This window comes from Lactococcus sp. UBA7128, from assembly GCF_002492185.1.
GTDB lineage: Bacteria > Bacillota > Bacilli > Lactobacillales > Streptococcaceae > Lactococcus > Lactococcus muris.
Genome location: NZ_DKXK01000035.1, coordinates 1 through 22,631, shown reverse-complemented (window position 1 = coordinate 22,631; position 22,631 = coordinate 1). Strand labels below are relative to the sequence as shown.

The window sequence follows — 22,631 nt, the reverse complement described above, 5'->3', positions numbered from 1 at the left end:
GAATGTGTTATAATAAGGGTGTTTGTTTAGGCAGAGCCTAAAAGATGAGAACACTACAATAGGAACAAATTATCAAATAAAAAGTTAAAATTTTTTACTGTTCATAAATAATAAGGAAAAAGGAGAAAAACAATGGCTGAAGTCGAATCATTCCAACTTGATCATACAAAAGTTTTAGCACCCTATATACGTTTAATCGGGACAGAAACTGGACCTAAAGGGGATAGCATCACAAACTTTGATGTTCGCTTTATCCAGCCCAATCATGGAGAAATACCAACAAGTGGCTTACATACCATTGAACACGCAATGGCAAGTTTAATCCGCGATCGTATTGATGGTATGATTGACTTCTCACCGTTTGGCTGTCGCACGGGTTTCCACATGATTATGTGGGGCCAACCCAGTTCTGAACAAATTGCCAAAGTTATCACTTCTTCTTTGGAAGAGCTTGCGGGAGATAGCTTTACTTGGGACGATGTTCCTGGTGTTTCAGAAAAAGAGTGTGGAAACTATCGAGATCATTCACTGTTTTCAGCGAAAGAGTGGGCGAAAAAAATCCTAAGCAAAGGCATCTCGTCTGATGCTTTTGAGCGCCGACCAGTAAACTAAAAGTTAAGGAAAGGAAGTCATGGGAAAATACCAGCTAGATTATAAGGGACAAGCTGCTGTCCAAAAATTCCACGAAAAAAATTCAAAAACTAAGACTGACAAATTAGCCAAAATTGAGGCATTAAAAAAACAATATTTGTCTCAAAAGAAAAAAGAGAAAAAAGCATGAAAAAATTAAACATCGCCTATGTCGGCTTTGGCAAATCAACCAATCGTTATCACATCCCCTACGTTAAAATTCGTGACCACTTCAACATTTCGCGCATCGTTAATCGTACCTTAGGCAAACGTCCTGAGCAAGCTGTGCTTGAGGCAAATGGTACAGTCTTCTCAACAGATATTAACGACATTATTCAGGACGAGAGCATTGACTTAGTTATTGTTGTCACCCCCGGTTCTGCCCACTATGAAACCAGTAAAAAACTGCTGCTTGGAGGAAAAAATGTTATCTGCGATAAACCTCTGGTAGAAACTTTAGAGCAGGCCAAAGAACTGGTTGCACTTGCCAAAGAAAGAAATCTCTTCTTTATGCCTTTCCAAAACCGCCGCTTTGACAGCGATTTTCTGACGGTTAAAAAGGTTTTGGAAACAGGCTATTTAGGGAATTTGATTGACCTAACTGTAACAATGGATCACTATCGTCCAGCAGATGCAAGTCTGGGAGAGAATTTCGACGGTGCTTGGTACGGCCATGGTGTCCATCTGGTGGATCAGATGGTTTCACTCTTTGGTAAACCTGAAACCGTTCAATACGACGTACGTTCTACACGTGACGCGGTTGCTACAGATGACTACTTCTCTGTCAACTTGATTTATAAAAATTTCCGAGCAACTGTGCAAGCCACAGAACTAGCTGCTGTCAGTCGTCCAAAATGGGTGATTTATGGTTCTAGGGGAACATTAATTAAAGAGCATGTTGATCAGCAGGAAAATGATCTCAAGGCAGGAATAGTTCCAGGAGACGAAGGTTTTGGTGCCGATACACCTCAAGACTTCGCACAATTAACTTATTATAACCAAAACGGCGATCGTATCGCAAAGACAATCCCGACAGTTTCTGGGGATTACGGTCGTGTTTATGATTCAGCCTATAACTCTTTAGTCCACGGTGAAGAAAAGTTAGTTTCAGATGAGCAAATTCTGGCGGTCATTGAAACACTAGAAAATGCTTTTAAATAAATCCTCAAGTAGGATTTTTCTTTTTACTCTTTTAGTTTTCAATGAAAGAGTGAGTCATTTGAGCAAAAAAGTGAAAGAGAAAATGTTAAAATTGTGCTATGACTATTACATTCAAAAATGTCACCAAAAGCTACGGAGAAAAGGCTGTACTTTCAGATATTAACTTCTCTATTGAAAGTCATGAATTTTTTGTACTTGCTGGTTCTTCTGGCGGCGGGAAAACAACATTACTTAAGATGATTAATCGGTTGATTGACCCAAATCAAGGACAGATTTTTATTGACAAACAAGATATCCAAACCATCAATTTACGAGAGCTCCGTCTACAAATAGGCTACGTTCTTCAACAGATAGCGCTCTTTCCTAACATGACTGTTTTAGAAAATATCGGGATTATTCCTGCAATGAAAGGCTGGAGTAAAAGCGAAATCCGTCGGCGTGTTCTTGAACTTCTGCCACTGGTTGGGCTTGACGCAGATAAGTATCTCAACCGTTATCCCCATGAGCTTTCTGGAGGTGAAGCACAGCGAATTGGCATTCTAAGAGCTATCGCCTGCAAGCCTAAAATTATTTTAATGGACGAGCCTTTTTCGGCCCTAGACCCTATATCACGTAAGCAGTTACAAGAACTTGTTAAAGACTTGCAAAAAACTTTGCAAATCACGACGGTTTTCGTCACACATGATATGTCTGAAGGAATGGCAATGGCTGACCGTATCGCTATACTCAAAGAAGGCAGGCTCCAGCAAATTGGTAAACCACAGGAGATTTTAAATGCACCTGCTAATCCATTTGTCGCTGAATTTTTTACTGACTATCAGCAAGATCTCTCTCGATATAAGTTAAAAAACCTTGAAAAAACTCTTGCAGACAATAATTTTTCAGGTGATACTCCCTTGACAGATGTCTTGAAAAGTATGGAGGTGAATACATATGAACAGTCTGATTAACACCTTTCAACAGCAGGAGTCTCAGTTTTGGCTTGCCTTATTGCAACACATCCAGATTTCTTTAGTTTCGCTTTTTATCGCCATACTGATTGCACTTCCTCTGGCATTACTCTTAAGACGTTATTCGAGATTAGCTGAGCCTCTATTGCAAATCACAGGGATTTTTCAAACCATCCCTAGCTTGGCCTTATTAGGACTTTTGATTCCCTTCGTTGGGATTGGCTCGTTACCTGCTATTGTTGCTCTGGTGGTCTATGCTCTCTTTCCAATCATCCAAAATACCTATACAGGGCTTCAACAGATTGATAGCTCCCTGATTGAAGCTGCAAGAGCCTTTGGTATGAATCGGCGTGAACGTTTAATGAAGTTTGAACTGGCGCTTGCCCTGCCATTTATCATGGCCGGCATAAGAACCAGTGGCATTATGGTTATCGGAACAGCAACATTGGCCGCCCTTATCGGAGCAGGAGGGCTTGGAAACTTTATCCTTTTAGGTATCAACTCTAACGATGTCAATCTTATCTTAATTGGGGCTATCTCCTCTGCACTGCTGGCTGTTATATTTTCAACCTTGCTTCGCTTCTTGGAAAAAGCCAAGCTCCAAACCATACTGATAAGCTTCTTTGCGGGACTTTTACTCTTATTAGCCTCTTATTACAATCCTCAGGCAAACAATCACCCCAAAATTACCATTGCTGGTAAGCTTGGTGCTGAACCTACCTTGCTGATTAATATGTACAAGGAAGTGATTGAAAAAAACAGTGATATTGAGGTGACTCTTAAGCCGAACTTTGGGGATACTACCTTCCTCTACAATGCCCTAAAATCTAATAAAATCGATATCTACCCAGAATTTTCAGGAACTATCTTGACAACTTTCTTAAAACATCCAACCACATCAACTGACCCCCAAACAGTTTATGAAGAAGCACGCGCAGGTATTGACAAGCTAGATAATCTTGCCTACCTTTTACCGATGAAATTTCAAGATACTTATGCCTTAGCTGTTAAAACTCACTATGCAGAAAAATATAATCTTAAAACTATTTCAGACCTTCATAAACTTCCTGCTGTTAAAGCTGGCTTTGACTTAGAGTTTGCAAATCGTCAAGACGGCTACAAGGGACTTCAAAGTCTTTATGGCTTAAACTTTGATGTCAAAACAATGCAGACAAGCCTTATCTATAATGCATTAAACAGTAACAATATCGATCTGGCCCAAGTTTACTCTACTGACAGTCAAATCAAGCAATACCAGCTTACCGTGCTCAAAGATGACAAAAAACTTTTTCCACCTTATCAGGCTGCTCCATTGATGAGCAAAAATCTACTCAAAAAATATCCTCAACTGGAACAGATTTTAAATAAACTTGCAGGGGCAATCACCGATGAAGAAATGATTAACATGAACTATGCGGTCAATGTTGAACAAAAAGATCCCGCTGCTGTTGCACATGAGTTCCTAGCTAGACATGATTTACTATAACTCGTAGACCCGTAACAGTCTGAAAACTGCATACCCAAACTCTTTTTAGGCCAAGAAATTACTCTTAAGTTTTGTATCTCCCTGACGTCCCTCTTCTTACTGAATAAATGCAACACAACTGGAATGGTATAATTAAACTATGAAAAAATATGATGTAATCGTTGCTGGTGCTGGTCCCTCAGGCATGATGGCAGCTATAGCTGCTTCTGAAAATGGAGCACATACAGATTTAATAGACAAAAATCCAAAAGTGGGAAAAAAGTTACTGATGACTGGCGGCGGGCGCTGCAATGTTACAAACAGTCATTCAGTTGAAGAAATCATCGCCCACGTCCCTGGCAATGGGCGCTTTTTGCACAGTGCTTTTACCCAGTTTTCCAATCTTGATATTATTGATTTCTTTGAAAAAAATGGCATAGTTCTTAAAGAAGAAGACCATGGAAGAATGTTTCCCATAACTAATAAATCCAAAACAATCATTGATGCTCTTTTTGATAAGTTACAAGAACTTGGTGTTGACTATTTTCCGAGTTCTGCTGTCACTCAGCTCAATATTAAAGATGGGACAATCAAAGGGCTGGAAACAGAAAGTGACAGTTTCAAAGCCCCATGCGTTATTCTGTCTACAGGAGGACGGCCTACCCCTCAACAGGTTCAACTGGTGATGGGTATAAGTTGGCGAGAAAGGCAGGGCATACTATCACGCCTCTTTACCCCACAGAAGCTCCTCTTGTTTCCTCAGAGAAATTTATCAGTGAGCGAACTTTACAAGGCATTTCCCTTCGTGATATTCGGTTGAGTGTGTTAAACAGCAAGGGAAAAACTCTCGTTGAACACCGGATGGATATGATTTTTACCCACTTTGGCATCAGTGGCCCAGCTGCTCTACGTTGTTCAAGTTTTATTAATCAAGAACTTGCCAAGGGAGCTGAAACTGTAACTGTCCTTCTCGACAGTTTTCCTGACCTATCCACTGCAGAGCTCCTAAATGAATTAAAGCAAGTGACACACGGCAATAATAAAGCTGTAAAAAATGCCTTTGCATCGCTAACCCAAGAACGCTTTTTACTTTTCTTACTGCAGCAAGCCCAAATTGATGCAGATATACCTGCCAAACAATTAACGGAAAAACAGCTCAAAAAGTTCTGCTCCCTTCTCAAAGCTCTATCCATTCAAATCAACAAAACATTTCCCATCGAAAAATCCTTTGTCACTGGCGGTGGTGTTCATCTCAAAGAGATTAACCCTAAAACGATGGAGAGTAAGCTAATCCCTGGCTTATATATAACAGGAGAACTTCTGGATATAAACGGCTATACTGGGGGATATAATATCACCTGTGCCTTTGTTACAGGACATGTTGCAGGCAACCATGCCGCCGAAATGTCTTCTTATATGAAATACTAAGTACTTACACTAAAAAATTCTATAAATAAGTTAATTCTTGCATTCCTCTTATCGAAATGGTATCATGTTAAGGTACCATTTCGCGGAAGTGGCGGAATTGGCAGACGCGCAGGATTAAGGATCCTGTGGCCTATCTTGGCTGTGCGGGTTCAAGTCCCGCCTTCCGCATTATAACAAGGTTTAAGCACTAGTTTTCGACGACGGGTGCTTTTCTTTTTTTCCAGAGTGTACCATGAGTGTACCATCCCCTGCGCGCGGTTTCAACCATTTCAAAAACAGACTTTTGAGCCTGCGCATTCACATGTCCATAGGTATGCTCTGTCACATTGGATACAGGAGAGTGTCCCACAATCCCCTTTAAGGAGAATTGATTGACACCTGCATTAAGAGAATCAGAGATAAAGGTGTGTCTGAAACCATGAGGGGTCATATGAGGTAAGTTGTAAACCTGCTCCACCTTCCTCAATTTTCGATTGAGCCAGTCTCTCTAAAGATTGGTGGACACCACGGCATCAGACTGGTAAAGCTACAGAGAAACTAATTTTCTGCTTGCTCAATATTCATTTTTGCCAGAAGAACCTTCTGCTCCTTCTTCCACTGACGTAACTCCTCTAAGAGGCTTTCGTTCAGTTGGAGATAACGGAAACGGTATTTATTTTTCATACCTCTGACACGCATTATTTCCCAGATTGAGAATCTTTCTCAAGGCGATGGCTCCAATCCACAATCCCTGTCTTGAAATAAATATCCTTCCAAACCAGATTATCCACACCTATATATATTCATAATTAAAGCACAACATCCTCAACTTATGCCTCTTGCATTATTGAGATAACCATTTATTTCCCAAAATTCAGCAATTTAGCCTTTCCAAAAAAACAATCAAACTTGCACAAACTCGCTCATATCCCTTATTATTCAAATGTAAGCCATCATAAGTGAATTGACCCACATTTGCCTCATTAACACCTGATTTTTCATATCCATTCCACACAGGTAAGTCATAATAATTACCAATTTCTAGAATTGCTCTAACATAGTCTCTCAAGTAATTGCCAATCAGGTTAGGGTTTTGACAGTTATAGCCATCTTTGTCACGCTGAAGCGGTGCCATTAGGACAATTACTTGGTTAGGATTAGTTTTTTTAATATGTTCTATTGCTGTTTGAAAGGCACCAATAAAAGTGTCCTCATCAAAGCCTTCCTTTCTTATTTTACCGATTTTTCGATCTAAACGATAATCGTTAGTTCCACCTGCAATCACGACTAAGTCACTCGGGATATACTCCTCTAAAACAGTCGAAACTGTCCCTGAACCATTTGCAGAACCATTCGCTACAGGTCGCCCAGATATCGCCAAATTCTCCAAATGACTGAATCCCAGTGCACGTTTTACTAGAGTTTGATAACCAATAGCAATTTCACCTGTATCAGAATAAGGTTTACCATCCTGTTCACTAATTGAATCCCCAAACCACTGCCCTCTTTTTCCAGACCAATCCATTTTATTTCCAACCCTTTCATGTATTTCCCTTCCCATTTCATAAATAGTTTAAATTTGATATAATGAATTACACAATAGGGAGAAGGACCTTACTATGCAATCTGCAGTCTTATTAAAAATTAAATCACTAGAATCTACATTTACAACTAGTGAGTACGAAATCAGCCAATTTGTAACTGAACATCCCGATTTTGTTATTGCCAATACAATTACTACACTAGCAAAAAAAATCAATACTTCCGAGGCTAGCATCAATCGTTTTTGCAAAAAAATCGGGTTCAAAGGTTTCAATAAGTTCAAAATTGCGCTTGCACAATCTACAACTCAGTTTGAAAAACTTAACCAAGAGGACATTGATGACTCCAATTTACTTGAGTATATCACTGCTGATTACCAAAAAATGGCTGTCAACACCTGTGCCCTGCTTGACGAAAAAACCATTGAAGAGGCTGCTGCTACAATTGTTCTGTCTAGAAAAATCTTCTTGATATCAATTTATCCCACTTCCTTTATCTGTGATGAGTTTGCCTTCAAACTAAGGCAAATTGGTTTAGAAGTCACTCACTTGAAAGAACCATTAGAGGCCCAACTTTCCATTAGCAATATGACTAGCGATTCTTTGCTCATAGCAGTAGTTCCATCTATTGTGACCAAAGATATCATTCCCTTCTTGGCAAACGTTAAAAAGAATAATATCAAAACAATGCTACTGTCTTCAAATGATAATCCAAAAATTGATAATTTGATTGATATTAAGATGATTACGCCTGATCATGTCATGGCCAATAACAGCCTGACTCTTTCAAACACACCTATGATCTCACTCATTTTTGATATCATATATGCGACAATACTTCGTGATAATCGTGCACTGCGCCAAAGAAAACTAAGTAGTGATACAATCATCAATTCTTTCCAAGCCGCGGATTCATCGCGATACGAATGGTAAGACATGTAATAGAGCTGGGATTTACAACTCCAGTTTTTTTATTTTTTCAGTGCCTCTAAGGCCAAAGCAAAGTTTCCAAAGGTTGCTGAACCGTTATCTGCTACACCACTAATTTGAATCAAGTCATCCAAATCAGATGTTTGAACATATCCATTATTAAATTCATTAAAATATTTACGAACCTTAGTCATATCTATCGATTGTAAAACTGAGCCACCAAAAATAATCCGCTCAGGCGCCAAATTAACATAAGTATTGTAAGCAATTTGCCCAGCATAATAAGCGATTAAGTCAAAGACTTCATGGTCTACCGGCAAGTCTTCTCCACTCCTGCCAGTTCGTGCTTTAATCGATGGACCACTCGCCAAGCCCTCAAGGCAGCGATTACCGTGAAACGGACAAACTCCTAAAAAATCACGATCTTTTTCATGCCGTTCGACAATTGCGTGTCCCATCTCAGCATGAGAAATGCCCCCAATAAACTGATTACCTTGAACAGAGCCTCCGCCTATACCTGTACCGATGGTAAAGTAGACTATAGAATGTGTGCCCTGACCATTGCCAAACATCTTTTCGCCATAAGCAGAGCTATTCACATCTGTTGTCCAAACAACCGGTACTTTCAATGCTGATTTGAGAGGTCCAACTATATCCGTATTTTTCCACCCTAATTTCGGGGTACTGGTAATAAATCCGTAGCGTTCAGAATCTTCTTGAATATCAATTGGTCCAAAAGAACCTACTGCTAAGGCTGTCAGTTCATATTTCTCAAAAAATTTTATCACTGCTGTCAAAGTTTCTTCTGGGCTCGTCGTTGGTAATTGTATGCTTTTAATAATTTCAAAGTCAAAATTTGCTACAGAGCAAACAAACTTTGTCCCACCAGCTTCAATGCTTCCTAATAATTTCATATATGTCTCCTTACTCTAGTTTTAAAAAATCGTGTATCTGACACACGATTTTTTAATTATTCATTTTGAGAACCCTTTCAAAATTCTGATACTCTTCTTCAAGTTCATTTTCTTTCATCTGATTTGTCTTTAAAATGTATTGGTAATCATAGTAATTTGGCAAATAGTTTAGCTTCAAAAATGTTTTGGAAAAAGCATTAGCTGCTATTTCACTAGCACGCGATATTTTTGCCTTTCTAGACAAGCCTAAAAACTTAAAGGACTCAATGCTTTCAAGGTTTTCAGAAACACTTTCATCAAGTGTTTCTTCCAAAAAATGAAAAAGTTCATGGGCTAGCACAATTTTTTTCATTCCCTCGAAAGTCACATCGTTTTTATCCGCCAGATCTTGTATAGAACGATTGTAAATCACAATCTCCTTGTTTCCCTTTGCATCAACCTCAAACTGAGCGCGAAACTTCACTTTATAAAATGAACCCTCGCTTTTTGCTGGAGTTACCAAGATATCTAGCTTTTTAAATAAATCCTCCAGAGTGTTCCCCTGATACTTCTGAGCTAGTGCCTTGCCTTTCTCCAAGGATGAAGAAATATAATATGAAATCTTTTTGTCAGGTATTTTATGAAAAAGCATATCTTGTTTCAATTCCAAGTAGGCTAAAAATTCATCTGAAAATCTGTAATTCATCTTATACGCTTCTCCTAAAAATTAGTTATTTGTAAGCAACCGCGATTAATTCTTCTGTATCGTTCAAATTTTCTGTTTCAACATCCAAGATTGATGTCAACTGCTCAATGGTCTGCATTCCTGTCAAGTCTAACATTTTTTCCTTATAAAATATATAAACTTTCGGAATGGTCGCATTGGCATCAGAATAAATCGTATGTTCATCAACAAACTGTAAGAAATCTGAATCCGCTTGATTTTTCTTGAAAACAAAAGAGTGGGCATTACTCTGCTTAAAGCGTACTACACCTTCGCGATCAATGACACAGATATTGTTTTGCTTGCTCTTAAAGAAAAGTTTTTTCTTTATAACTAAGGAATTCATCAAGTTCCAGCGACCAATCTGAGCTTTTCTTTCAACAGTAGATGCATCAACAGAAAGCGCTTCAGCAGTTAACTTCTTTAATTCTTCTTCTGTTACTTCTTCGGCTCCAAGATTTTTTTGGCGCAATTCGGTTGCTCCTGTAGCAACGGCACGAACAATATTTCTTTGTGTATCAATTTCGATATTGACATCTACAGTTTCTTCATTCGCTCCTGACTGAACAATTTTTTCAATAACTTCAGCGCGTATTTTCTTGATATCTTTTTCTGTAGGATTAACAATTGAGCGTTCAATCTGCTCGCGTACCATAGCTAAGGCAACCCCGATAGTTGAGATATATGGTGCATTTTGCGCTAATTTCCACTTCATAGCATAGCGCTCAGCAAGGGCAGGAACAACAATCGCTCCAGAGCCTCCTCCTCCAACAAGGGTGATAAAATTCTTATCCAACTCATACTCAGCAATCAAGTCATCAATAACTGGCTCTAACTTATCAATGGCCAAACGAATAACTTCGCGTGCGGCATCTTCTGCAGTCATTTTCAGATAATTACCTAGAGCTTCCCATGCGTATTTGTTCGCTTCTGTATTACCTTGAGCGTAGTCACCATCCGGAACATATCCAAGTAAGTTAGCTGCACCTGCAAGAGTGTATGAATATTGTTTTCCGCTCTCACCTTTAATAATCACATACTCGCTAGGATCACCTTCACGTGGTGAAACAAACGCGATTTCAGGATTAAGTAGATTTTCTTTCTCTGTAAAGTTTTCATAATCAAGCCCCGCGATGTGAGCAGAGCGTGGTCCGACATCAATAATTTTGCCATCATTAGCACGAATCATTGAGCCACCTGCAACTGCTAATGTCCGAACATCTAGTGAACGAAGGTAAGTCTTGTGTCCCCCGACTTGCGCATATTTAATCATTACTTTTCCGTTTTTGATTACAGAAATGTCAACAGAGGTTCCGCCTACTTCAAAGAAAATACCATCTGATACCTTTTCATACATCAGTGCCCCCGCAACCCCTGCAGCAAGACCAGACAACATTGTCAAAATAGGCCGTTGGCGCACTTCATTAATTGACATAACGCCACCATCACAGCGCATAATCATCAAGTTAGATTGGATATTGGTTTTCAATACTGCATCTTCAGTCATATTCGCCGTTTGCATCATCTTAGGAATGAGCGAAGCGTTGACAACCGCCGTACGTGTACGCATTTTTAAACCATAAAGCTGTGAAATTTCATGTCCACCTGTCGCATACAAACCTTTTTCCTGCGCTTGTTTGATAACCAGCTCTTCATTTTCAGGATCATCTACGGAGTAAGCTTCAGAAGCAACGATAACTTGCGCATCTTTACTCATAAACTCTTTAATTGATGTCTCAATAGCCAAATCATCTAATTTCGAAGAATCAATAAATGTATGCTCTGAGCTTAGAAACTTGTTCGGTGCCAGCTCAATATCACCAACTGCGGTTTCTTTCCTGGCAGATCGCGCATCCATACCCGTTCCCATGCCTATAATACCGACCTTCGCAACATCGCCTTCCAAAAGTGCATTTGTTGCTTGAGTTGTCCCATGAGCGATGAAAGTTACATCGGACGGCGCAATATTATTTTCTGTCAAGATTTTATCGATAATGTTCACAATTCCTTTTGCCACACCTTCTGAGTGAGTGGTTGGAATTTTAACTTTGGCAATGACCTCATAACTGTCATTATCAATCGCTACTGCATCAGTAAAGGTTCCTCCAACGTCAATACCAATTCTTACCTTTTTTCCCATTTTCTTTATTTTTCTCTTTTCTAAAATCTAGTAACATTCTGACAAATTTGCCAGCAAATAAAATACTTGAGATGAGCGTTTACTCCCACCTCGCATTAAGTATTAAAACAAGTAGAAAGTTGAAGCAATCAAACCAATAACTGTTGAAATCCAAATCCAAGGAATCGTTTTCTTCAACACATCATTAACATCTGTTTTTGTGAAATCTGACACCCAGACATTATGTGAGTTTGTAGGATCACATACTGCTTGTACGTTAGAATTCAAGCGCAAAGCAACCATTGCCATAACTGGGTTCATACCACCAGCAACAAGTAAGGAAACAATTCCTGAACCAAGACCCCAAACATTTAATGGACCACGATAAATTGCAAGCGGAGCAAGCAAACCGAAGACTACAACAAACATGATTGGACCGTTAGGAATGATAGCCTCAATTGCGCCATCCAAGATGGTTGAAACCTCTACTGACATGACGGCATTCAGCAACATACCAATACCTATCATCAAGCCTGCTGCTCCAGCAATATCCTGAATCCCTTCGACAAATGCTGAGGATACAACATGAATTAGATTCTTCGGAGTACTTAATAATAAAGCAGCAAGAATACCTGTAATAATAGCTGCTACAAGTGGCACATTGAAAGCAAAAACTAAAACAACTGGTACGATTGGAGCAATTAGAGCAATTGAGCGCACGTTATTGTTGCGCCCTTTATTCGCGGGCATCGCCCAAGCTTTTCTACGTTTTCCGTTAAATTTTACAAAGTAAACCACCATGATAATAGACATGATAATCAAGGGAAGTCCCACCATCCAAGAATAAGATGTCACCGTTTCAAGGGGGAGACCAAGCACATCAATATATACCGCAAGAGTAGAGACTGAGAAAGTTACCCCAATACCATTGGCCAAAAGAAGAATGATGCTAGAAATCATGGGAGAAAGACCCGCAGATATCATGATTGGGATAATGATTGTTCCAACCAAAATGACCATTCCAAGCCCGTTAGAGGCTGTAAAAATAACTGACGCTACGGCTAAGAAAGAGAGAGCAAGCGGTAATGCTTTATCACCAGCCATCTCTGCAGCTTTTTTGATAATCAGCTCGGTAACACCAATTTTTGTCAATATTTTTCCGAAAAGTGATCCAAAAATCAAGCCTGAAATAGCTGTGGCCATACGCATTGAACCATCTTCAAGAACACCCTTAACCAAGGTAAATTTCTCTGGGTCCTCTGACATAAAAGGTACACCTGCAATAACAGAGATTAAGATTGCCATGATTGGAAGTGCCAAGATTGTTGGCAACTTGCGTGTCATCATCAGGGCTACTGCGCCGAGGAAAACAACTATAATTCCGATTAACTGTAAAGTTTCCATTTTTTATTCCTTTTTATTTTTCAATATAAGCTTTTTGTGCAATAAGTATATCTTGTAATGCCGAGACATCGACTTCTTTAACAGACTGATTTTCTTTCAAAGCCAGGACAGAAGCAAGACCAGCTGCTTGTCCGAGCGCAGTCATTGTTGGTGTCGTACGAATCGCTGCCTGCGCTTCAAAGGAAGCAGAAACACAGCGTCCTGTTACTATGAGATTTTCTAACTCGTTAGTAATCATGATTTCATATGGGATTTTGTAATAGCTATCAAAAGTACTTGCATCAAACTTCTCATGCTCTATTTCTTCACTCTGTGCACTATGAACTGAAACTGTTCCTTCACCTTTAGGGTTATGAATATCAATGGGGTAACCCGAATGAGCAATATGTGTTTTAAAATCCGTTCTTTCCAGGACGTCTTTATTAGTCAGCGTATAAACACCTTTAATTTGACGTGTACCACGGATACCAATACTTGGTCCTGTGTATACTATCTTCGCATTTCTGAATCCAGGAATATCTTCAACTAAAAACTTAAATAACTCTGCACATTGCCTTCTGCCGAGCATCTCTGCGCGGGTCAAACTTTCTGCGGAGACACCACTTTCGTTGATAATACGTGTTGTATTAATAATGAATTCACCAGGGACATTTGTTTCAAAAAATAAAATATCTTCACGGGGGATACTGAGACGTCCTTCTTTTTTGGCTTTTTTAAACTCCTCATCAAAACCAATAAATGAAAGGATTTCCGTATTTTTCATTACATTAAGATTTCGGTTGAGCCGTGGGAATTTCTCTGGATCTTTCAGAACCGTGTTCTTAAGCTCTTGTGTGTCCACACCATAAACTTTAAGATTCATCGTCATCGGCTGCATCGCTTGGTCAGATTCACGCCCCAGTTGGAATGGAACTCCCGCCTCAGTTGCTAAATCCGCATCCCCAGTTGCATCAATGAAGTATTTTGCTGTCAAGTTTGTCAGTCCATCTTTGTTTAATACAGTAATAGACGAAATTTTACTGTTCGTTTTTTCAACAGACACAAGATTAGTGTGAAACAGAATATCACATCCTGCTTCCTGCGCCATTTCATCCAAAACAATTTTCAAACCTTCTGCTGAAAATGGTGTTAAATACGAAATATAATTGGTAGAATCAAGCACATGACCTGGCGAGTAACCCTTTTCGACCATGCGCTGGACCATCTCTTCACCCAAACCTTTTATAACCTGCTTTTCTCCTGCAAAAAAAGTCATCATAGGGCCGACACCATTTGCTGTTAAAGAACCTCCGAAATAGCCATACTGCTCAATAATCAGCGTTTTAGCTCCATTTCGTGCACTTGCAATCGCAGCGAAGGCACCAGACATGCCACCACCTGTAACGATCACATCATAATTTGTTTTCATTATCATTTACTCCTTGCTTTTTCGTTAGCGCTTACATTTTATATAATAGCATTTCTTTCAAAATGTGTCAATCTTTATGAAAATAAAATTCAATAATATGTTATGATTATAAAAAAGGAGTAAAAATATGATTAATTATTCTGTAGAGAAAACAAAAGAAAGCATTGATTTTATCACGTTTAATATCCGTGATAAATTTGAAATAACTTTTGCAAGTCTCGGTGCCTCTATCTTTGAAATAAAATTTTCAGATTGTATGGGTAATTTGGAAAATATAACACTAGCCCCTCATTCACGACAGTACTGGATAAAAAACAGAACTTTTTCAGGGAGTATCATTGGTCCTTTAGCTGGTCGCTATGAAATTAATGATACCTCTCTCGAAGTAAACAGACCACCTTATCATTTCCATGGTGGAAATACTGGATACGATAAGAAAATTTGGGACTTTGAAATTGATGAATTACCAGATGAAACCCAGCTTATCTTTACTTTAAACGATCTTGAAAACCATTTGAAAGTAAAGGTCATTTATTCTATCAATCAGCATTTGCAGCTAAAAATGACTATATCGGCTACTGCGACCAAAAAGACTCATTTCAACCCAACCAATCATATCTATTTTAATTTGAGCGGAAACAATCAAGAGACTGTTGAAAGTCACACTCTTTATCTCTCAAGCAATCAATATTTTGTAGAAAATACAGAAAAAGTAATTATCGGCAGTTCCAAAATCACAAAGGATGATATACTTGATTTTTCAGATTTAGATGGAAAATCATTAAAAAATTTAAGCACTTTTGATGGTTTAGACACTACTTTTTCATTAGACAAGAAAAAAATAGGGATAATCAGTCATCCTCAAAGTGGACGAGCTGTTAAAATAAATACCACATTACCTGCAGCTGTCGTATTTACCTTGAATCAGCCACAAATACATTTCGAGAATAAACCAAAATATTCTGGAATTACTTTTGAAACACAATACCCAGCTAATAACTTAGAAAAAGTTATGCTTAAAGCTGGTGAAGAATATTTTTCCGAAACTACCTATAGTTTCTTGAATTTAAAGGATAAAAAGATGGATGGGAACAGTTGTAACTTGATTTAAATAAGACATGCCCAATTGTTTATTTAGAAAAAATATAAAATATTTTAAAAGAAAAAAATCCCAGACTTATATGAGTCTGCTGAAAAACTTTACATATTTTTTAAAACACAATATATTGTGCAATAAAAATAGAATTATATCTATATGTCGTATAAAAAGAGGCTGGGGCAAAAGTCCAAAATAATGAAAAAAACGCTAAATTTCGGCAGATAATGCCCTGATTGAGCATTTTTGTTTTTTCTATTTTTGCTAAAACTGATCAAAAACCGACTTTTGCCCCAACTCCTTTCCAGTAGCCCCGACTTATATACTGAGATTTTTAAAACATTTTTGTTAGATGCCTTATCAAGCATAAAGGCAGCTGCATAAATAACTTATCAATGTTTCTTATACCTTAAAAAGCACAGTAGACGGGTGCTTTTCTTTTTTGTCCTCGTCTGAATATTATATGTCCATTTTTGAAAGCTGATGTCTGGTACTCTCATCTTTTACTTGCAATCATCCACAAGTAGATCTATTTTGTTTCCTTCCCTTCATTTTATTCTCATTAAGTCAAAGAAAATACCTTTTCCAAGCACTTTTAAGACAGTTACGTCATAAAATTTTGTAACTATTTGCAGGTCCGTGGTAAATTTTTTCAAGATGTTTAAAACAATACAAAATTCTAGTTTCAAAGCTTGTAAACATGTTATACTGGACTTAGTTATTGGAGGATATAATGTTTTATTTAATGTTCTTTCTAGTCATTGCTGCCATAGGTTATCTGCTTATAAGATTTAAAGATCGAAGCATCATAGGTGGACTACTTTTAGCTGCAGGTCTAATGCTCTCTTTCTTTACCCTTCTGCTCTTGGGACTAGCATTTCTTGATGAGAAAACGACTCACGGCTCCACGATTTCTCTGGGAATATTTTATTTTCTCATTCCTTTGGTTTTTTTAGCTCTTTGTATTTATCTCATCCTAAACTCACAAACGATGCGGACCAGAGAAGGAAAAAGTCTGACTGCCAAACTTTCTGCTGCTTTAGGACTGAATCTCATTGTCAGCTTCCCTCTCTTCTTAGTATTGGTATCAGGGCTTATAAATGTTCCTTTATTTCTCAGCATTATTTTAATATTCTTCTTGCTGCTTGATTTAACCCTTACTTTCATCTTCATGGCCTACTTGCTTTATTCTTGGATGTATCAGATGTTCCCAGTAAAAAAACAAATTGACTGCATTATCGTCCTTGGATCAGGAATTTCTAGCGAAGAGGTTCCGCCGCTTTTAAAAAGTCGTTTAGACAAGGGAATTGAGTATTTTTATAAAAATACTGCTTCTAAATTTATTGTCAGTGGTGGGCAAGGTGATGATGAGCCCGTTTCCGAAGCATTTGCTATGAAAAAATATCTCCTGTCTCAAAATATTCCTGAAGAAAATATTATCATGGAAGACCAGTCAACAACAACTTATGAAAACATGCTTTTCTCAAAGCGTCTTATTGAGGAGGATTGGCAACACCATTCTGAATATAATAAACGGCATCCTGTTATTATTTTTTCAACGAATAACTATCATGTACTTCGAGCACGTTTATATGCTCGGAGGGTCCATCTTAAGGCGGAAGGTGTTGGTGCTCCAACTGCCTTCTATTTCTTACCAACAGCACTCATTCGTGAATATGCCGCACTACTCTCCCACAATAAATTTTGGGTTATTGGGCTTGTTCTTCTGATTTTCTTGATTATAGTAAGCAGTTTCTTGCCTATATAATATAACCCTAAACTTTAAGAAAAGAGAGATTAGTATCAGTACGGCATTGGCCACTGATATATTTCCTTTTTGAGACAAAAGTAGACTTTAACCGATTTTACTCAAAACGTATCAAAAAAATGCTTAATCTCTGCATTCTTATGCATATGGTTAAGCATTTTTCATTTTCAAGGCCGTCGGCCCAGCCACTTTCAAATTTTATTTTTTTATCTGGATAAATAAGACCTTAAGATAGTCACCTTCTGGAAACGTTTGAGACACCTTAAAATCTGAAGGCAAGTGTTCCTCTTGAAAAATAACGTAACTTACACCTTTATCTTCCAAAGACTCTTGAACCATTTTTTTAAACTTTTTCCGACTGACATTCGCAGCATTTGTAGAAGCAATCAAAAGGCCATTATTATTCAAGATGTCCACAGATTGCTGAACCAGTTCTCCATAATTTTTAGCAACAGAAAAGGTCTTTTTCTTATTTCGTGCAAAACTTGGTGGATCCAAGACAACAATGTCATAGCACAACTCCTTTTTCTTGGCATAGCTAAAGTAGTTAAAGACATCCATGACATATATTTTTTGAGTTTCTGGGGCAATACCATTCATTTCAAACTGTTCACGTGTTTTGTCCAAAGAACGCTTTGCTAGATCCACTGAGGTTGTTTGGCTAGCCCCACCAAAGGCAGCTGCTACAGAAAAAGCACCCGTGTAACTGAACATATTAAGAAGTGTCTTACCCACAGCTAAACCATTTGCCAAAGCTCCTCGAACATTTTTCTGATCCAAGAAAATACCGGTCATTAAGCCCTCATTCAGATAAGTTGCATAAGTAACACCATTTTCCTTTACCGCTAAAGGCCCTGGAGCTGCTTGACCATAGAGAAAACGACTCTCAAAGTGCAGCCCCTCAAAGCGAATTTTCTCATAAGCTCCTTTAATTTCTGGGTAAACGGACTGAAAAGCAGCGATAATATCTGAACTTTGTGCATAAATAAAAGCATTGTACCAACTAAAGACAGCATAACCTGCATAATAATCGACAGTTACCCCGCCTAAACCATCACCTTCACCATTAAATAAGCGAAATGCTGTTGTCAACTCATCTTGAAAAAAAGAAAGTCGGTCATTTTTGGCATTCTCAAACTTTCTTTTATAAAAACTTTGATTGATGTCCTCTTGTGCTTGGGTTAAGACCCAGCCTGCCCCCTTATTTTGCTTGGATAAGTATCCTCTCCCCAAAAAGTTTTCCTTCTCATCAACAAAGTCAACAAAAGAATCTTCTTTTGGAAGAAACTTCAAATCATCCGCAACAATTAACGGAAAAGTACGACGAAGTTTTATTGCTGCCTGTTTTTTTACTGTGATTTTCTTCATGATATTATTGTATCAAAAAAAGTCGTTCATCCCTCAATTTAAAGGCCGCCCATTTACATAATACAATATTCACTACATTCAGATCAAAATCCGATTTTATTTAATTTATTAATGTATTTATTTTAAACTAAGGCACAGGAAATTTATAATCTCACTTTATTCACCGGTATCCCTCTCTTCATTCATCATTCGACTATAGAAAAAAGCCGAAGTCAAAGGACTTCAGCCATGGTCTGACAAGATCAGGGGCTATTTTTTCATGGGATTATTTATCTGTGAGAGCAGCAAGTCCTGGAAGAACCTTCCCTTCAAGAAGTTCCATAGAAGCTCCACCACCTGTAGAAATCCATGAGAATTTATCTGCACGACCGAGGTTGATTGCTGCTGCTGCTGAGTCACCACCACCGATAATTGATTTCACGCCTGGTTGCGCGATGATTGCATCCATTACACCGATAGTACCAGCTTGGAAGTCAGGGTTTTCAAAGACACCCATAGGACCATTCCAAACAACAGTTTTAGCTCCTTTAAGTTCTTCAGCAAAACGTTTTACTGACTTAGGACCGGCATCAAGACCGAGGAAACCTGGATCAACTGCTTCACCTTCAGTATCTTTTACTTCAGTATAACCAGCAAAAGCGTTAGCTTCTTTTGAGTCTACTGGCAAGATAAGTTTACCGTCTGCTTTTTCGAGCAATTCTTTGGCCAAGTCAAGCTTATCTTCTTCAACCAAAGAATCACCAATTTCGATGCCTTGTGCTTTGAAGAATGTATAAGCCATACCACCACCGATGATAACTTTATCTGCTTTACCAAGCAAGTTTTCAATAACACCGATTTTATCTGAAACTTTTGAACCACCGAGGATTGCTACAAATGGACGAACTGGATTTTCAACAGCATCTTGAATATAGGCAATCTCATTTTCAAGCAAGAAACCGGCTACTGCTTTATCAACGTTTGCAGAAATACCTACGTTTGAAGCATGTGCACGGTGAGCAGTACCAAATGCATCATTTACAAAGATACCATCTCCAAGCGAAGCCCAGTACTTACCAAGTTCAGGATCATTTTTAGATTCTTTCTTACCGTCAACGTCTTCAAAACGAGTATTTTCAACAAGCAAGATATCGCCATCTTTCAATTCAGCGATAGCAGCTTCCAACTCAGCACCGCGTGTAGTACCTGGGAAGACAACTTCTTTGCCCAATTTTTCACTCAAAGCTGCTGCCACTGGAGCAAGAGATTTTCCGGCCTTGTCTGCTTCTTCTTTAACACGACCGAGGTGTGAAAAGAGGATTGCACGTCCGCCTTGTTCAAGTACATACTTGATTGTTGGAAGAGCTGCAGTAATACGGTTATCATTAGTAATTACACCGTCTTTAAGTGGGACATTAAAGTCCACACGAATAAGAACTTTTTTACCTTTAAGATCTACATCTTTAACAGTCAATTTTGCCATTTTCTGGAAATCTCCTATATTTTTTTATTCACTAATAAAGTAATTATATCACAATTTAGGCAAAACTTTCTTTACAAGCTTTATCTGGCACGATAAATGCACAAAAAATTATGAGAATGAAACGGTGACTCTAGTGTTATTTTATTCTAAAACCGTAAAAGCTTGCTTACCTTCATTAAAATAATTTATTTTCATCAAAAATTACGTTCCTAAGTTTATCAGGCTTGTCGCAAAGGTTATTCTTTTTCATATAATATTTGCTTTATTTTCTCTTTTAAACGATACTTTTCCATCCTATGTAATTCGCCGCCTGACAGATGGTTTTTCAGTAACTTACGATATCTCAAACTCAAACGTTGAAGAACCTCTTCGAGCAGAGTTGCTGAAATCAACATGTGTTCAGGAGTGTCAGCTTTACCTTCCAAGGCATCTGAACACTCGTATATATCCAGACCACTCCCACAGTCAAAACCCCGCTTAAACGCTCGCTCTCTTCTTTTTATATCTATTAGTCTTTGTTTATACCGTACTTTAAAATGACAATATAGTTTTTCATGAGTCACACCATCCTCAAGCAATTTATAGAGAACCAAACGTCCTTCCTGTCGATAATCATCCATTGTCCAAAGATTTATCTTAATTAAATGACTGTTCTTCCATACAATATGTTGAACCGAATGAAATATTTCTTCCAACTGTTCCTTATCCAAGTTATTATTCAGCATCTGCCTCCATCTCCTCTCTAATTCTCAAATACCTTTTAATCACTAACTATATGATAAATTTCCTCCCTCTTTTTTATCTCTACTCCTAACAGTAGAATACCATAGCTTCGCGTAAAAATGATTATCAAATTATTTTTATTTCTTAAATTTCTAAAACATAATAGAAAATCTCGACATTTTTTAAGTTCCAGATTGTAAACTGACATCTTGACAAAAAAACTAGCATATACGGCTCTCTATTTTCATAGTAAAGTAATCTATAGAAATTATCTGACATTTATCAGCAGTGCTACATAAACAGCTCCACTACCAATCAAGTATCTTTTAGCTGTTAAAAAATATCAGTATAAATCTAAATTAAACAAAAATATGAGGAATATTTCTCCCAGTATAACTAGTAGCTAAGAAGGGATCACTAAGTTTCTCCCTTCCAAAATTTTTAAGGCTCTATCAAATACTAAATCACTCTACTAATAGCGTTTAGTAGTCCTTCGATACCCCCAAAAAAACCTCATCTGCTTAAACACAAGCAGAGCATTTCACGAGGTCTTATTTCGCCCTATTCCAACGACGCTCTCGAAGGTAAGAACAATCTCTGTAAACTCATCAAGCGTATTGCCTTTGGTTTTGGGCGATTTGACCACCTCAGAAAACGGATTTTATTCCAACAAATTCTCACAAAGCGTAACTAAAAAAGTCATCAGCTTTTGATGACTTTCTCGTGTTTTTAAACTCATTTTATCGGTTTACCACCGCAGAGTAAACAGAACCATTAAAACAAACAAAAAGACCAAGAGTACTAAACCCTTGGTATGAGTGATGCCGAGGACCGGTTTCGAACCGGTACGAAGGTTACCCTTCGCAGGATTTTAAGTCCTGTGCGTCTGCCAGTTCCGCCACCCCGGCAAAATATGGAAAATCTCCCACAAAGGGAGAACTAACAAAGCGAACGACGAGATTCGAACTCGCGACCCCAACCATGGCAAGGTTGTGTTCTACCCCTGAACTACGTTCGCGGATTGCTTTGCACCTTGTCAGTGCTAATGTAAATAACCTTGTCAGGCTTTGCCTATCCCTGCGTTCAGATTGCTTGCGCAATCACAAGATTACTTACATTGAATTATCTGGCTTACACAAGCAAACTTGCGACGCAGATAATTCAATGCCGACTACATGATTCGAACACGCGACCCTCTGATTACAAATCAGATGCTCTACCAACTGAGCTAAGTCGGCTATTAAAAGAAATGCGGATGAAGGGACTTGAACCCCCACGCCCTAAAGCACTAGAACCTAAATCTAGCGTGTCTGCCAATTTCACCACATCCGCTTGACAAGTTCTACAACGCTCTCTACTTCAACCTTAGGCTAAAGTATGACCCGTGCTGGGCTCGAACCAGCGACCCTTTGATTAAAAGTCAAATGCTCTACCAACTGAGCTAACGAGTCTTCTCTTCTTCCTTTCAAGTATCTCTACTCGAAACGGTTCCGACGGGAATCGAACCCGCGATCTTCGCCGTGACAGGGCGACGTGATAACCGCTACACTACGGAACCTATGGGAGTTAACGGGATCGAACC

19 protein-coding genes, 7 tRNA genes and 2 pseudogenes are annotated in these 22,631 nt (G+C 38.5%); 11 read left to right on the top strand and 17 right to left on the bottom strand.

Annotation, left to right across the window (positions count from 1 at the left end; translation table 11 throughout):
* Positions 1-132: 132 nt before the first annotated feature.
* From B4H39_RS04440 to B4H39_RS04410, 7 genes and pseudogenes are all read left to right on the top strand, one after another.
* Positions 133-612 carry an S-ribosylhomocysteine lyase gene (locus B4H39_RS04440; RefSeq protein WP_202230018.1) on the top strand — a complete coding sequence of 160 codons (480 nt, stop codon included), beginning with the start codon at positions 133-135 and terminating at the stop codon, positions 610-612.
* Positions 613-631: 19 nt separating this feature from the next.
* Entirely contained in the window at positions 632-781 is a 150-nt protein-coding gene (locus B4H39_RS04435; RefSeq protein WP_202230017.1) for a hypothetical protein, read from the top strand.
* Complete coding sequence (locus B4H39_RS04430; protein WP_202230016.1) at positions 778-1,791, top strand: Gfo/Idh/MocA family oxidoreductase; 1,014 nt, start codon at positions 778-780, stop codon at positions 1,789-1,791. The genes B4H39_RS04435 and B4H39_RS04430 overlap by 4 nt, the downstream gene beginning before the upstream one ends.
* Positions 1,792-1,889: 98 nt before the next feature.
* Positions 1,890-2,741, top strand: a complete 852-nt coding sequence (locus B4H39_RS04425; RefSeq protein ID WP_251422379.1) for an ABC transporter ATP-binding protein — start codon at positions 1,890-1,892, stop codon at positions 2,739-2,741.
* Positions 2,725-4,227, top strand: a complete 1,503-nt coding sequence (locus B4H39_RS04420) for an ABC transporter permease/substrate-binding protein (protein WP_202230014.1) — start codon at positions 2,725-2,727, stop codon at positions 4,225-4,227. The genes B4H39_RS04425 and B4H39_RS04420 overlap by 17 nt, the downstream gene beginning before the upstream one ends.
* A 139-nt stretch (positions 4,228-4,366) precedes the next feature.
* Positions 4,367-5,634 (top strand): annotated as a pseudogene (locus B4H39_RS04415) (NAD(P)/FAD-dependent oxidoreductase).
* Between the two features lie 82 nt (positions 5,635-5,716).
* Positions 5,717-5,802 (top strand) — tRNA-Leu (locus tag B4H39_RS04410).
* 19 nt (positions 5,803-5,821) lie between these two features.
* Here the strand turns inward: B4H39_RS04410 and B4H39_RS10275 are convergent.
* The 3 genes from B4H39_RS10275 to B4H39_RS04400 all read right to left on the bottom strand — a co-directional run bounded on the left by B4H39_RS10275 (position 5,822) and on the right by B4H39_RS04400 (position 7,138).
* The gene (locus B4H39_RS10275) at positions 5,822-6,100 is read right to left on the bottom strand and encodes a tyrosine-type recombinase/integrase (protein ID WP_394304516.1); all 279 of its coding nucleotides are present in this window, start codon (positions 6,098-6,100) and stop codon (positions 5,822-5,824) included.
* Positions 6,101-6,171: 71 nt separating this feature from the next.
* The gene (locus B4H39_RS04405) at positions 6,172-6,297 is read right to left on the bottom strand and encodes a hypothetical protein (RefSeq protein WP_271328156.1); all 126 of its coding nucleotides are present in this window, start codon (positions 6,295-6,297) and stop codon (positions 6,172-6,174) included.
* A gap of 190 nt (positions 6,298-6,487) precedes the next feature.
* Positions 6,488-7,138: an SGNH/GDSL hydrolase family protein gene (locus tag B4H39_RS04400; RefSeq protein WP_202230011.1), complete on the bottom strand. Its 651-nt coding sequence runs from the start codon at positions 7,136-7,138 to the stop codon at positions 6,488-6,490.
* A 94-nt stretch (positions 7,139-7,232) separates the two neighbouring features.
* On the opposite strand from B4H39_RS04400, the gene B4H39_RS04395 reads away from it, so the two are divergent.
* Complete coding sequence (locus B4H39_RS04395; RefSeq protein WP_202230010.1) at positions 7,233-8,087, top strand: MurR/RpiR family transcriptional regulator; 855 nt, start codon at positions 7,233-7,235, stop codon at positions 8,085-8,087.
* Positions 8,088-8,125: 38 nt separating this feature from the next.
* Here B4H39_RS04395 and B4H39_RS04390 read toward each other — a convergent pair whose 3' ends face one another.
* From B4H39_RS04390 to B4H39_RS04370, 5 genes are all read right to left on the bottom strand, one after another.
* Positions 8,126-8,998: an ROK family protein gene (locus B4H39_RS04390; protein ID WP_251422381.1), complete on the bottom strand. Its 873-nt coding sequence runs from the start codon at positions 8,996-8,998 to the stop codon at positions 8,126-8,128.
* Positions 8,999-9,050: 52 nt separating this feature from the next.
* Positions 9,051-9,683 (bottom strand): hypothetical protein, encoded by a 633-nt coding sequence (locus tag B4H39_RS04385; protein WP_251422383.1) that lies wholly within the window; start codon positions 9,681-9,683, stop codon positions 9,051-9,053.
* Between the two features lie 25 nt (positions 9,684-9,708).
* Positions 9,709-11,841, bottom strand: a complete 2,133-nt coding sequence (locus B4H39_RS04380) for a hydantoinase/oxoprolinase family protein (RefSeq protein WP_251422386.1) — start codon at positions 11,839-11,841, stop codon at positions 9,709-9,711.
* 102 nt (positions 11,842-11,943) lie between these two features.
* On the bottom strand, positions 11,944-13,224 hold the full coding sequence (locus B4H39_RS04375) for a citrate transporter (RefSeq protein WP_251422389.1): 1,281 nt from the start codon (positions 13,222-13,224) through the stop codon (positions 11,944-11,946).
* 13 nt (positions 13,225-13,237) lie between these two features.
* The gene (locus tag B4H39_RS04370; protein ID WP_251422392.1) at positions 13,238-14,632 is read right to left on the bottom strand and encodes an FAD-dependent oxidoreductase; all 1,395 of its coding nucleotides are present in this window, start codon (positions 14,630-14,632) and stop codon (positions 13,238-13,240) included.
* Positions 14,633-14,759: 127 nt separating this feature from the next.
* Between B4H39_RS04370 and B4H39_RS04365 the strand changes: the two genes are divergently transcribed.
* A complete protein-coding gene (locus B4H39_RS04365; protein ID WP_251422394.1) occupies positions 14,760-15,743 on the top strand; it encodes a hypothetical protein in 984 nt (327 codons plus the stop codon).
* 718 nt (positions 15,744-16,461) lie between these two features.
* Positions 16,462-17,496, top strand: a complete 1,035-nt coding sequence (locus tag B4H39_RS04360; RefSeq protein ID WP_251422398.1) for a YdcF family protein — start codon at positions 16,462-16,464, stop codon at positions 17,494-17,496.
* Between the two features lie 198 nt (positions 17,497-17,694).
* Here the strand turns inward: B4H39_RS04360 and B4H39_RS04355 are convergent, their stop codons facing one another.
* The 3 genes from B4H39_RS04355 to B4H39_RS04345 all read right to left on the bottom strand — a co-directional run bounded on the left by B4H39_RS04355 (position 17,695) and on the right by B4H39_RS04345 (position 21,048).
* Complete coding sequence (locus B4H39_RS04355) at positions 17,695-18,864, bottom strand: class I SAM-dependent rRNA methyltransferase (protein WP_251422401.1); 1,170 nt, start codon at positions 18,862-18,864, stop codon at positions 17,695-17,697.
* A gap of 265 nt (positions 18,865-19,129) precedes the next feature.
* Positions 19,130-20,326, bottom strand: a complete 1,197-nt coding sequence (locus B4H39_RS04350) for a phosphoglycerate kinase (protein WP_202230001.1) — start codon at positions 20,324-20,326, stop codon at positions 19,130-19,132.
* 236 nt (positions 20,327-20,562) lie between these two features.
* A complete protein-coding gene (locus B4H39_RS04345; RefSeq protein ID WP_202230057.1) occupies positions 20,563-21,048 on the bottom strand; it encodes a competence protein in 486 nt (161 codons plus the stop codon).
* Positions 21,049-21,563: 515 nt separating this feature from the next.
* Between B4H39_RS04345 and B4H39_RS04340 the strand changes: the two are divergent.
* Positions 21,564-21,743: pseudogene (locus B4H39_RS04340) on the top strand (transposase); the annotation flags it as partial.
* A 128-nt stretch (positions 21,744-21,871) separates the two neighbouring features.
* Here the strand turns inward: B4H39_RS04340 and B4H39_RS04335 are convergent.
* From B4H39_RS04335 to B4H39_RS04310, 6 genes are all read right to left on the bottom strand, one after another.
* Positions 21,872-21,957, bottom strand: a tRNA-Leu gene (locus B4H39_RS04335).
* 38 nt (positions 21,958-21,995) lie between these two features.
* Positions 21,996-22,067, bottom strand: a tRNA-Gly gene (locus B4H39_RS04330).
* A 147-nt stretch (positions 22,068-22,214) separates the two neighbouring features.
* Positions 22,215-22,287 (bottom strand) — tRNA-Thr (locus B4H39_RS04325).
* Between the two features lie 12 nt (positions 22,288-22,299).
* Positions 22,300-22,381, bottom strand: a tRNA-Leu gene (locus B4H39_RS04320).
* A 46-nt stretch (positions 22,382-22,427) separates the two neighbouring features.
* Positions 22,428-22,500: transfer RNA gene (locus B4H39_RS04315), tRNA-Lys, on the bottom strand.
* Between the two features lie 34 nt (positions 22,501-22,534).
* Positions 22,535-22,607, bottom strand: a tRNA-Asp gene (locus B4H39_RS04310).
* Between the last annotated feature and the right edge of the window lie 24 nt (positions 22,608-22,631).